An 11,951-nucleotide genomic window follows, 5' to 3' on the forward strand; every position below is an offset into this window, starting at 1 on the left:
ATGGGTGGAAAGGCCAACGGGCGTTGGATCAATGGAGGGGTGAAAGGGTTCAGGAGAACTGGCGGATGTCCACGAAGTGGCCGTGCACGGCAGCGGCTGCGGCCATGGCGGGGCTCACCAGGTGGGTGCGGCCGCCAGCGCCCTGGCGGCCTTCGAAGTTGCGGTTGCTGGTACTGGCGCAGCGCTCGCCCGGCTCCAGGCGGTCGGCGTTCATGGCCAGGCACATGGAGCAGCCGGGCTCGCGCCACTCGAAGCCCGCGGCCTTGAAGATCTCGTGCAGGCCTTCGCGCTCGGCCTGCTCCTTGACCAGACCCGAGCCGGGTACCACCAGGGCCAGCTTCACGTTGCTGGCCACCTTGCGGCCCAGGTTCTTGACCACGGCTGCGGCCTCGCGCATGTCCTCGATGCGGCTGTTGGTGCACGAACCGATGAACACCTTGTCGATGGTGATGTCGTTGATCGGCTTGCCGGGCGTGAGGCCCATGTAGGTCAGCGCGCGCTCGATGGCGCTGCGCTTGTTGGCGTCCTTTTCCTTGTCAGGATCGGGCACGTGGGCGTCGATGCCCAGCACCATCTCGGGCGAGGTGCCCCAGGTGACCTGCGGCAGGATGTCGGCCGCGTCGAGCTTCACCACGGTGTCGAAGTGCGCATCGGCGTCGGAGTGCAGCGTTTTCCAGTAGGCGGCGGCCTGGTCCCATTCCACGCCCGTGGGCGACAGGGGGCGGCCACGCACGTACTCGATGGTCTTGTCGTCCACGGCCACCAGGCCGGCGCGTGCGCCGCCTTCGATGGCCATGTTGCACACGGTCATGCGGCCTTCCATGGACAGGCCGCGGATGACCGAGCCTGCGAACTCGATGGTGTAGCCCGTGCCGCCGGCCGTGCCGATCTTGCCGATGATGGCCAGCACGACGTCCTTGGCGGTGACGCCCTTGGCCAGCTGGCCGTCCACCTGCACCAGCATGTTCTTGGCCTTCTTGGCCAGCAGGGTCTGGGTGGCCATCACGTGCTCGACTTCGGAGGTGCCGATGCCGTGCGCCAGCGCGCCGAAGGCGCCGTGCGTGCTGGTGTGGCTGTCGCCGCAGACCACCGTCATGCCGGGCAGGGTGGCGCCGTTCTCGGGCCCGATCACGTGGACGATGCCCTGGCGCTTGTGCATGAACGGGAAGAAGGCCGCAGGGTGGATCTGCGCCATGTTGTCGTTCAGCGTGGTGATCTGCTCCTTGCTGATCGGGTCGGTGATGCCGTCATAGCCCGCTTCCCAGCCCGTGGTGGGCGTGTTGTGGTCGGCGGTGGCGACGATCGAGCTGGTGCGCCACACCTTGCGGCCGGCCTCGCGCAGGCCTTCGAAGGCCTGGGGGCTGGTGACTTCGTGCACCAGGTGCCGGTCGATGTAGAGGATGGAGGTGCCGTCCTCTTCGGTATGGACGACGTGCTCGTCCCAGATCTTGTCGTACAGGGTGCGTCCCATGGTGCGTCTCTTTCAGGTGGGTAATGTGATTTTAGTGGGGCCCGCCCTGCAGGGCGGGGGTGGCGGCGGGCAGGGATGCATGCGCGGGTGCCGCCGCCGGCTGCAGCGGTGCCAGGTGCTCCACCAGCAGCCGCGCGGTCACGGGCAGGGCGTCGAAATCGCGCGCCACCACGCGCAGCTCGCGGTGGGCCCAGGCCTCGGCCAGCGGTATGGCGCGCAGGTGGCCCACGCCGCGCATGAGCTCGAAGGCGCGGTCGGGCAGCAGGCCCACGCCGAGGCCGTTGTCGATCATGCGGCACATGGCGTCGAGCCCCGTGACCTGGATGCGCTGGCGCAGCGGGCGCCCGGCGGCGGCCGCTGCGGCACGCATGGCCAGGCTGATGCTGCTGTTGGCGTGCAGGCCGACGATGTCCCAGTCCAGCACCTCCTCGAAGCCGATGGCGCTGTGCTGTGCCAGGGCATGCGCCTCGGGCACCACGAGCACCAGGTGGTCGGCGCGGTAGGGGCGGCTTTGCAGTTCGTTGCCGCCGGTGCCCGTGGCCATGCCGACGTTGCAGATGCCCAGGTCGGCCGCGCCCTCGTGCACGGCATTGAGCACGTCGCTGCTCAGGTGCTCCTGCAGGTCGATCTTGATCTGGCTGTGCTCGCGCGCAAAGGCGCCCAGGTCCTCCGGCAGGAACTGGAAGATGGCCGAGATGTTGGCATGCATGCGCACGTGGCCGCGCACGCCGTCGGCGTATTCGCTGAGCTCGCCCTGCATGCGCTCCAGGCCGAAGAGCACCGTGCGAGCATGGTGCAGCAGGCTCTCGCCGGCCGGCGTGAGCGTCACGCCGCGGCTGTGGCGGTAGAGCAGGGCCGTGTCCACGGCGGTTTCCAGGTCCGACAGGCGCTTGCTGACGGCCGAGGCCGCGATGAATTCGCGCTCCGCCGCGCGGCCGATGCTGCCGAGCTCGCACACCGCCACGAACAGCTGCAGCGAAGTGAGGTCAATGCGGCGCGCAAAACTGCGCTCGGAGCTTTTCATCGGGTCTCTGGGGGTGTTCTGTGCTTCTCGTTTGGAGAAGGCGTTTGGGTATTTTCCTGTAAAAATGAAGCAGCCGCCATCGCGAACCGCGATGTCGTCCATCGCGCATGCGGCCTTCTCGGCGCGCGCGGGCATGAAAAAACCGCACGGGCCTGGCGGCGCCGTGCGGTGGTGGGACAGGGCTGGGGCTCAGCTGAAGAAGTTCTTCAGCCGGTCCGTCCAGCTCTCGCCGCTGGGTGAGTGGCGGGCACCGCCCTTTTTCAGCGAGTCTTCCAGCTCGCGCAGCAGCTTGCGCTGGTGCTCGGTGAGCTTGACCGGGGTCTCGACCGCGATGTGGCAGTACAGGTCGCCGGGGTAGCTGGCGCGCACGCCCTTGATGCCCTTGCCGCGCAGGCGGAACTGCTTTCCGGCCTGGGTGCCTTCGGGGATGTCGATGGCCGCCTTGCCTGCCAGCGTCGGCACCTCGATCTCGCCGCCCAGTGCGGCCGTGATGAAGCTCACGGGCACCTGGCAGTGCAGGTCGTCGCCATCGCGCTCGAAGATGTCGTGCTTCTTCAGGCGGATCTCGATGTACAGGTCGCCCGGCGGGCCGCCGTTGGTGCCCGGCTCGCCGTTGCCGGTGCTGCGGATGCGCATGCCGTCGTCGATGCCCGAGGGAATCTTCACTTCCAGCGTCTTTTGCTTCTTGAGCTTGCCCTGGCCGTGGCAGGTGGTGCAGGGCTCGGGAATGATCTTGCCCGTGCCGCGGCAGTGCGGGCAGGTCTGCTGCACGCTGAAGAAGCCCTGGCGCATCTGCACCGTGCCGGTGCCCGTGCAGGTGGCGCAGGTTTTGGCGCTGGTGCCGGGCTTGGCGCCGCTGCCGTGGCAGGTGTCGCAGCTCTCCCACGAGGGGATGCGGATCTGCGCATCCTTGCCGCGGGCGGCTTCCTCCAGGGTGATCTCCATGGCGTAGCTCAGGTCGCTGCCCCGGTACACCTGGCGGCCACCGGCGCCGCGCCCGCGCCCGCCCTGCTGGCCGAACATGTCGCCGAAGATGTCGCCGAATGCCTCGGCAAAGCCGCCGAAGCCTTCCGCCCCTGCGCCGCCGGGGCCGCGCATGTTGGGGTCCACCCCGGCATGGCCGTACTGGTCGTAGGCGGCCCGCTTTTGCGGGTCGGAGAGCATCTCGTAGGCCTCCTTGGCCTCCTTGAACTTCTCTTCGGCAGGCTTGGAGGCATCACCCTGGTTGCGATCGGGGTGGTGCTTCATCGCCAGCTTGCGATAGGCCTTCTTGATCTCTTCATCCGAGGCGTTCTTGGGAACGCCCAGGATTTCGTAAAAGTCGCGTTTGGACATGGTCTTTCTGAGCCCGGTTGGAGCAGGAACGCCGCGCAAGCCCCCTTGTCAGGAAACTCGCGCGGCGGCTCGGGTCAAACGGGGCGTGTTCAGCCCTTCTTGACTTCCTTCACCTCGGCATCGACCACGTTGTCGTCGTCGGGCTTGCTGCTGGAGGAGGACGATGCCTGCTGGCCACCCGAGGCGTCACCCGCACCGGCGCCGGCTGCCGCCTGTGCGGCTTGCGCGTCGGCGTACATCTTCTCGCCCAGCTTCTGGCTGGCGGCCATCAGGGCCGTAGTCTTTTCCTCGATGGCGGCCTTGTCCTCGCCCTTGAGCACGTCTTCCAGGGCCTTTGCAGCCGAGGTGATGGCTTCCTTCTCGGCGGCGTCGAGCTTGTCGCCATGCTCGGCCAGGCTCTTGTTCACGCTGTGCACGGCGGCTTCGCCCTGGTTGCGCGCCTGGATCAGCTCCAGCTTCTTCTTGTCGTCGGCCGCATTCAGCTCGGCGTCCTTCACCATCTTCTGGATTTCTTCTTCCGACAGGCCGGAGCTGGCCTTGATGGTGATCTTGTTTTCCTTGCCCGTGCCCTTGTCCTTGGCGCCCACGTGCAGGATGCCGTTGGCGTCGATGTCGAACGACACCTCGATCTGCGGCGTGCCGCGCGATGCCGGTGGAATGCCTTCCAGGTTGAACTCACCCAGGAGCTTGTTGCCCGAGGCCATCTCGCGCTCGCCCTGGAACACCTTGATCGTCACGGCCGGCTGGTTGTCGTCGGCGGTCGAGAAGGTCTGTGCGAACTTCGTCGGGATCGTGGTGTTCTTGGTGATCATCTTGGTCATGACGCCGCCCAGGGTCTCGATGCCCAGGGACAGGGGGGTCACGTCCAGCAGCAGTACGTCCTTGCGGTCGCCCGAGAGCACCTGGCCCTGGATGGCGGCACCCACGGCCACGGCTTCGTCAGGGTTCACGTCCTTGCGCGGTTCCTTGCCGAAGAATTCCTTGACCTTCTCCTGCACCTTGGGCATGCGGGTCATGCCGCCCACCAGGATCACGTCATGGATGTCCGACACCGACACGCCGGCGTCCTTGATGGCCGTGCGGCAGGGGGCGATGGTGCGCTCGATCAGCTCTTCCACCAGGGCTTCCAGCTTGGCGCGGGTCAGCTTGATGTTCAGGTGCTTGGGGCCGGAGGCGTCTGCCGTGATGTAGGGCAGATTGATGTCGGTCGCGGCCGAGTTGGACAGCTCGATCTTGGACTTCTCGGCGGCTTCCTTCAGGCGCTGCAGGGCCAGCACGTCCTTGGACAGGTCCACGCCCTGTTCCTTCTTGAACTCGCTGATGATGTAGTCGATGATGCGCTGGTCGAAGTCTTCGCCGCCCAGGAAGGTGTCGCCGTTGGTCGACAGCACTTCGAACTGCTTTTCGCCGTCGACGTCGGCGATCTCGATGATGGACACGTCGAACGTGCCGCCGCCCAGGTCATACACAGCGATCTTGCGGTCGCCCTTTTCCTGCTTGTCCAGGCCGAAGGCCAGGGCTGCGGCGGTGGGTTCGTTGATGATGCGCTTGACATCCAGGCCGGCGATGCGGCCGGCGTCCTTGGTGGCCTGGCGCTGGGCGTCGTTGAAGTACGCGGGCACGGTGATGACGGCTTCCGTCACGGGCTCGCCCAGGTAGTCCTCGGCCGTCTTCTTCATCTTGCGCAGGATGTCGGCGGACACCTGCTGTGCCGACAGCTTGTTGCCGCGCACTTCGATCCATGCGTCGCCGTTGTCGGCGGCCACGATCTTGTAGGGCATCAGGTCGATGTCCTTTTGGACTTCCTTCTCGGTGAACTTGCGGCCGATCAGGCGCTTCACGGCGTACAGCGTGTTGCGCGGGTTGGTCACGGCCTGGCGCTTGGCCGAGGCGCCGACGAGGATCTCGCCGTCTTCCTGGTAGGCCACGATGGAAGGCGTGGTGCGGGCGCCTTCGCTGTTTTCGATCACGCGGGTCGTGTTGCCCTCCATGATGGAAACGCAGCTGTTCGTGGTGCCCAGGTCAATACCGATGATTCTTCCCATGATGTTCTTCTCCGCGATGTTTGAGTGATTTGGATAACTGGTAACTTGTGGATAACTTGGCCGGCTTCAAGCCGTTATCCACCAAATTTATTTATTTCGGGGCAGTGACGGTCACCAGCGCCGGGCGCAGCACGCGGTCGGCGATCTTGTAGCCCTTTTGCAGCACGGCCACCACGGTGTTGGGTTCCTGGTCGGCAGGCGCCACGCTGATGGCCTGGTGCTGGTGGGGGTCGAACTTCTCGCCGGCAGGCGGGTTGATGGCCAGCACCTTGTTGCGCTCCAGCGCCGAAGTCAGCTGGCGCAGGGTGGCGTCGGCGCCTTCGCGCAGCTGCTGGGGCGTGGCTTCCTTGATGCCCAGGGCGGCATCCAGGCTGTCGGCCACAGGCAGCAGGCTCTCGGCAAAGCTCTCGATGCCGAACTTGCGGGCCTTGGTGACTTCGTCCTCGGCGCGGCGGCGGGCGTTCTCGGCCTCGGCCTTGGCGCGCAGGAACTGGTCGGCCAGCTCGGCGCTCTTGGCCTTGAGCTCGGCCAGCTCGCCTTGCAGGCGCGACAGCTCGTCAGAGGCATTGGCGGCCATGGCAGCTTCAATTTCTTCGGGGGAGGCGTCTTGGGAGGTGATTGGCTGGCTGTTGTCGGACATGTCAGGGTCTTCGTAAATAAAACAGTACGCGCACAAGGTTGGGCGTGTGTGTGGTATTTCAAGTTATTGCGCAATGCCGGGGGCATTGGCGGCGTCGGGCCGGGCGGATGGACCGTCTTGGAGCAGGGGTGAGTGTACAAGGTGAAAGATGCGGGCTATAATCTACGGCTTTGCCCTTGCCACACCGCTTCTAGACGCAGCGGGTGGTTTCACCCAAAAGGAGTCTGCATGCGTCATTACGAAATCATTTTGTTGATCCACCCGGATCAAAGCGAACAAGTTCCAGCCATGCTGGAGCGCTACAAGGGCATGATCACCGCTGGCGGTGGCAAGGTGCACCGCGTGGAAGACTGGGGCCGCCGTCAACTGGCGTACCTGATCAACAAGCTGGCCAAGGCCCACTACCTGTGCGTGAACATCGAAGCCGACCAGGCCGTGATGGCTGAACTGGAGCACGCCTTCAAGTTCAACGACGCCGTGCTGCGCCACCTGACGGTTCAGAAGAAGAAGGCCGACACGGGCCCATCTTCGATGATGAAGACCGTCGAGCGCGAAGAAGCCCGCAAGGCCAGCCAGGCGGAATACGCCGCTGCCGGCGAGCGCTGATCGTCCACCGCCCTTTCGGGAGTGGAGAACCGCGTCGTCTTGACGGCCTGTATCGCCGAGGCTGAGGCCCTGCGCTACACCCCCGCCGGTTTGCCCGCCATTGCCCTTCGGCTCGAACACGAGTCCAGGCAAAACGAGGCAGGCGAGCCGCGGGATGTCAAGGCAGCCATGAAGGCGGTCGCATTCGGTGCGATGGCTGAGCGGCTTGCGAGGCAGCAGATTGGGAGTCGATGGACTTTTAGCGGCTTTCTCGCCACGCCGCGCAATGGCAGGAACGCTGTGCTCCACATCCAGGATATTCAACAAAATTAATTTTCAAGGGGTCCGCAATGGCCACGTTCAAGAAGTTCAACAAAGACAAGCGCCCAAAGCGCAATACCCAGTCCCTGCTGTTCAAGCGCAAGCGCTTTTGCCGCTTCACGGTGACCGGTGTTGAAGAAATCGACTACAAGGATGTCGACACGCTGCGCGATTTCATCGCCGAAAACGGCAAGATCATCCCCGCGCGCCTGACCGGCACGCGCGCCATCTTCCAGCGCCAGCTGAACACCGCCATCAAGCGCGCCCGCTTCCTGGCCCTGGTGCCTTACAGCGACCAGCACAAGATCTAAGGAGCACAACCCATGCAAATCATTCTGCTCGACAAGGTTGTGAACCTCGGCAACCTGGGCGAAATCGTCAAGGTCAAGGACGGCTACGCACGCAACTTCCTGATCCCTTCGGGCCGCGCACGCCGCGCCACCGAATCGGCCAAGGCCGAGTTCGAAGCCAAGCGCGCCGAACTGGAAAAGGCTGCTGCCGCCAAGCTGGCACAAGCCCAGGCTGAAGGCGAAAAGCTGGCCGGCACCACGGTCAAGCTGACGCAAAAGGCTGGCGTGGACGGCCGTCTGTTTGGTTCCGTGACCAACCAGGACATCGCCGAAGAACTGAACAAGCAAGGCTACAAGGTCGCCAAGGCCCAGGTTCGCCTGCCCAACGGCCCGATCAAGGTCGTCAGCGAAACCACTGTCAGCGTGGCCCTGCACACCGACGTGGTGGTGGACGTCACCGTGTCGGTCTACGGCGAAACCGCCTGATCGCCCGCACGTAGTAATCTGCGTGACTTGCCGCGAAAGCCGCCCTCGGGCGGCTTTTGTCTTTGCGACTCCGCCATTTGTACAGGATTGCCCACCGGTAATCCACAGATTGCCCCAAGGCTTATCCCCGGATGCCAGGTATTGCTGGTGAGGGGGTGCGCTCCATCAGGTCCCTGCCCGGAGAAATTCCATGTCCGCTGCTGTCTTTCCCCCGCTCGACGAACAGGGTTTCGTGCCGCCTTCCGGTTCCAGCGAGGACCAGGAGATCGCCAAGCTGCGCACGCCTCCGCACTCCATCGAGGCCGAGTCCAGCGTACTGGGAGGCCTGCTGCTGGACAACAATGCCTGGGACCGCGTGGGCGACCTGTTGGTGGAGAGCCACTTCTACCGGCACGAGCACCAGATGATCTACTCTGCCATCGGTGCGCTGATCAACGGCAGCAAGCCGGCCGACGTGATCACCGTGTTCGAGCACCTGAAGAACCTGGGCAAGGCCCAGGAGATGGGTGGGCTGGCCTACCTGAACAACCTGGCGCAGTACGTTCCGAGCGCGAGCAACATCCGCCGCTATGCGGAAATCGTGCGTGAGCGCGCCATCCTGCGCAAGCTGGTCACGGCCAGTGACGAGATCTCCACCAACGCCTTCAACCCCCAGGGCAAGACCGTGGAGCGCATCCTGGACGAGGCCGAAGCCAAGATCTTCGCCATCGGGGAGGAGGGCTCGCGTACCAAGCAGGGCTTCCAGTCGCTCGACAACCTGGTGATCGACCTGCTCGACAAGGTGCAGGAGATGGCCGACAACCCGGTGGACGTGACCGGCGTGCCCACCGGCTTTGCCGACCTGGACCGCATGACCTCGGGCCTGCAGGCCGGCGACATGGTGGTGCTGGCGGCGCGCCCCTCCATGGGCAAGACCTCGTTCGCGGTGAACATCGCCGAGCACGTGGCGCTCAACGAAGGCCTGCCGGTCGCCATCTTCTCGATGGAAATGGGTGCCGCCCAACTGGCCGTGCGTATCGTGGGCTCCATCGGCCGCGTGAACCAGGGCAACCTGCGCACCGGCAAGCTCACCGACGACGAATGGCCGCGCCTGACCGAGGCCATCGAGCGGCTGCGCACCGTGTCGCTGCACATCGATGAAACCCCGGGTCTGACGCCTGGCGAGCTGCGCGCCAACGCGCGCCGCCTGGCGCGCCAGTGCGGCAAGCTCGGCCTGATCGTGGTCGACTACCTGCAGCTCATGAGCGGCTCGGGCGCCGGCAGCGCCGACAACCGGGCCACCGAGCTGGGCGAAATCTCCCGGGGCCTGAAGATGCTGGCCAAGGAGCTGCAGTGCCCGGTGATCGCGCTGTCGCAGCTCAACCGCTCGGTGGAGCAGCGCACCGACAAGCGCCCCATGATGTCCGACCTGCGCGAATCGGGCGCCATCGAGCAGGACGCGGACATCATCATGTTCATCTACCGAGACGACTACTACAACAAGGACAGCAAGGAGCCCAACGTGGCCGAGGTCATCATCGGCAAGCAGCGTAACGGTCCCACCGGCACCGTGAAGCTGTTCTTCCAGAAGAACCAGACCCGCTTTGAAAACCTCGCCATGGGCAGCGGTGGTGATGACTATTGAGTGCTGCACATCCATGTGGCCATGAAAAAGGCCCCTGCCGATGGCAGGGGCCTTTTGTTTGGTGCGGGCTGTGGCGCCTGCCTTGCAGGCGCGTTCTCAGAGCACTTCGCTGGCAAAGTCCGCCAGGCGTGAGCGCTCACCCCGCGCCAGGGTGATGTGGCCGCTGTGCGGCCAGCCCTTGAAGCGGTCCACCGCATAGGTCAAGCCCGAGGAGCCTTCGGTCAGGTAAGGCGTGTCGATCTGCGCCAGGTTGCCCATGCAGATGATCTTGGTGCCCGGGCCTGCGCGGGTGATCAGCGTCTTCATCTGCTTGGGCGTCAGGTTCTGCGCCTCGTCGATGATCACGTACTTATTCAGGAAGGTGCGCCCGCGCATGAAGTTCATGCTCTTGATCTTGATGCGGCTGCGGATCAGCTCGTTGGTGGCGGCGCGCCCCCACTCGCCGGCATTGCCGCCGTCGCCCTTGGCCAGGAACTCCAGGTTGTCGTCGAGCGCGCCCATCCAGGGGCCCATCTTCTCTTCTTCGGTGCCGGGCAGGAAGCCGATGTCCTCGCCCACGCTCACTGTGGCCCGGGTCATGATGATCTCGGTGTAGCGGCGGTCATCCAGCACCTGGGTCAGGCCGGCGGCCAGGGCCAGCAGGGTCTTGCCGGTGCCGGCCGTGCCGGTCAGCGTCACGAAGTCGATCTCGGGGTCCATGAGCAGGTTCATGGCGTAGTTTTGCTCGCGGTTGCGCGTGGTCACGCCCCACACCGCATGCTTGGCCGAGCCATAGTCCTTGAGGGTCTGCAGCACGGCCGTCTTTTCGCGGATCTCGCTCACGCGTGCGAACAGGCTGGGCTCGCCGGGGGCCTCGAAGTACGCGAACTGGTTGATCATCAGTTGCGGCACGATGGGGCCGCCGATGCGGTAGTAAGTGTGCACTCCGCTCTGCCAGCTTTCCACGTTCTTGCCGCTCTTGACCCAGAAGTCCGGCGGCAGGGCCAGCACGCCCGAGTACAGCAGGTCGCCGTCTTCCAGCGTCTTGTCGTTCTGGTAGTCCTCGGCGTTCAGCCCCAGGGCGCGCGCCTTGACGCGCATGTTGATGTCCTTGGAGACCAGCACCACCTCGCGCGGGGCGTGCTGCTTGCGCAGCGCCTCCACCACGCCCAGGATCTGGTTGTCCGCCTTGCCCGGGGGCAGGCTGGTGGGCAGGCTGTAGTCCAGGGGGGCGGTCTGGAAGAACAGGTGACCGCCCGCGGCGCGCTGGCCCGTGGAGTCGAGCTTGAGGCCGTGGGCGATGTCGGCGCCGTGCACGCCGGCCAGCGCATCCAGTGTGCGGCTGGTCTGGCGGCCGTTGCGGGCCACTTCGGTCATGCCCTTCTTGTGGCCGTCGAGCTCCTCCAGCACGATCATGGGCAGGAAGATGTCGTGCTCTTCGAAGCGGAACAGGCTGGTCGGGTCGTGCAGCAGCACATTGGTGTCCAGCACGAACAGCTTGGACGGGCCGCTCGGGCGTGCGCGCTTGGCGGCGCTGCCGCTGGTGCGGCTGGCCGGCGCTGGCGCGGCCGGCGTGGCGGTGGCGGCCGTGCGGCTGCTCTTTTTGGTCGTGCCGCGTGCCGTGGCGGGTGCGACGGCTGGAGTGGCTGCGGGCTCGGCCCGACTGCGTGCCGTGCTGGACACTGTCGGTGCCACGGCGGGTGCGGCAGCCGTCGGCGCTGGCACGGCCTGCAGCGCGGCGCGGCCGGAGGCCTTGCGTGCGGTGGCGCGCGGCGCGGGGGTGGCCGGGGCTTCCGTGTCCACAGGCTGCGCCGCGGCGGCGCGGCCGGGGCGGGCCACCACGTCATAGGCGTCGGGGGAGAGCAGGGCGGCGCGGCGGCTGGGGGCGGGGGGGAGGGGCATGGTGTGCGGGGCCTTGGTCTGTGGTGGGATCAGAAAGCAAAAAGCCGCCTGGAGGCCAAGGCGGCTTTGTCGGGGAGGGCGGTCGTTGCGGAATCCGGAAGCATTGGCCCCATTATGCCCATTCCCGGTGGCACATCGGCGCCCGGTGGGCGGGGCTGCTGCGGGCCGGCCCTGTCTCTTCTCCACATCTGACGCTGCCGACGAGGAGCGTGTAGTGTAGATCTCGGTGGTCGCCGTATCATTCAAAAA

General features: G+C 65.6%; 11 protein-coding genes. 5 read left to right on the plus strand and 6 right to left on the minus strand.

Annotated elements, in window-relative coordinates:
* Nucleotides 1-49 precede the first annotated feature (49 nt).
* From leuC to grpE, 5 genes are all read right to left on the minus strand, one after another.
* Entirely contained in the window at nt 50-1,471 is a 1,422-nt protein-coding gene (gene leuC, locus AC07PA_RS05260) for a 3-isopropylmalate dehydratase large subunit (RefSeq protein WP_494604636.1), read from the minus strand.
* A gap of 31 nt (nt 1,472-1,502) precedes the next feature.
* Nucleotides 1,503-2,495 carry a LysR family transcriptional regulator gene (locus AC07PA_RS05265; protein WP_494604638.1) on the minus strand — a complete coding sequence of 331 codons (993 nt, stop codon included), beginning with the start codon at nt 2,493-2,495 and terminating at the stop codon, nt 1,503-1,505.
* A 189-nt stretch (nt 2,496-2,684) separates the two neighbouring features.
* Nucleotides 2,685-3,830: a molecular chaperone DnaJ gene (gene dnaJ, locus AC07PA_RS05270; RefSeq protein ID WP_007850081.1), complete on the minus strand. Its 1,146-nt coding sequence runs from the start codon at nt 3,828-3,830 to the stop codon at nt 2,685-2,687.
* 89 nt (nt 3,831-3,919) lie between these two features.
* On the minus strand, nt 3,920-5,875 hold the full coding sequence (gene dnaK / locus AC07PA_RS05275) for a molecular chaperone DnaK (RefSeq protein WP_007850078.1): 1,956 nt from the start codon (nt 5,873-5,875) through the stop codon (nt 3,920-3,922).
* A 91-nt stretch (nt 5,876-5,966) separates the two neighbouring features.
* Nucleotides 5,967-6,515 (minus strand): nucleotide exchange factor GrpE, encoded by a 549-nt coding sequence (gene grpE, locus AC07PA_RS05280; protein WP_494604641.1) that lies wholly within the window; start codon nt 6,513-6,515, stop codon nt 5,967-5,969.
* Between the two features lie 228 nt (nt 6,516-6,743).
* Here grpE and rpsF point away from each other — a divergent pair, with 228 nt between their 5' ends.
* From rpsF to dnaB, 5 genes are all read left to right on the plus strand, one after another.
* Nucleotides 6,744-7,121: a 30S ribosomal protein S6 gene (gene rpsF, locus AC07PA_RS05285; RefSeq protein WP_057202142.1), complete on the plus strand. Its 378-nt coding sequence runs from the start codon at nt 6,744-6,746 to the stop codon at nt 7,119-7,121.
* Nucleotides 7,122-7,142: 21 nt separating this feature from the next.
* Nucleotides 7,143-7,433, plus strand: a complete 291-nt coding sequence (gene priB / locus AC07PA_RS05290; RefSeq protein ID WP_035202281.1) for a primosomal replication protein N — start codon at nt 7,143-7,145, stop codon at nt 7,431-7,433.
* Between the two features lie 17 nt (nt 7,434-7,450).
* Complete coding sequence (rpsR, locus tag AC07PA_RS05295) at nt 7,451-7,732, plus strand: 30S ribosomal protein S18 (protein WP_005795932.1); 282 nt, start codon at nt 7,451-7,453, stop codon at nt 7,730-7,732.
* A gap of 12 nt (nt 7,733-7,744) precedes the next feature.
* Nucleotides 7,745-8,197: a 50S ribosomal protein L9 gene (rplI, locus tag AC07PA_RS05300; RefSeq protein WP_007850065.1), complete on the plus strand. Its 453-nt coding sequence runs from the start codon at nt 7,745-7,747 to the stop codon at nt 8,195-8,197.
* A gap of 190 nt (nt 8,198-8,387) precedes the next feature.
* Nucleotides 8,388-9,821 carry a replicative DNA helicase gene (gene dnaB, locus AC07PA_RS05305; RefSeq protein WP_145696884.1) on the plus strand — a complete coding sequence of 478 codons (1,434 nt, stop codon included), beginning with the start codon at nt 8,388-8,390 and terminating at the stop codon, nt 9,819-9,821.
* A 96-nt stretch (nt 9,822-9,917) separates the two neighbouring features.
* Here dnaB and AC07PA_RS05310 read toward each other — a convergent pair whose 3' ends face one another.
* A complete protein-coding gene (locus AC07PA_RS05310; RefSeq protein ID WP_494604644.1) occupies nt 9,918-11,702 on the minus strand; it encodes a PhoH family protein in 1,785 nt (594 codons plus the stop codon).
* Nucleotides 11,703-11,951: the final 249 nt, after the last annotated feature.

The sequence above is a fragment of the Acidovorax sp. GW821-FHT09B03 genome, assembly GCF_059418305.1.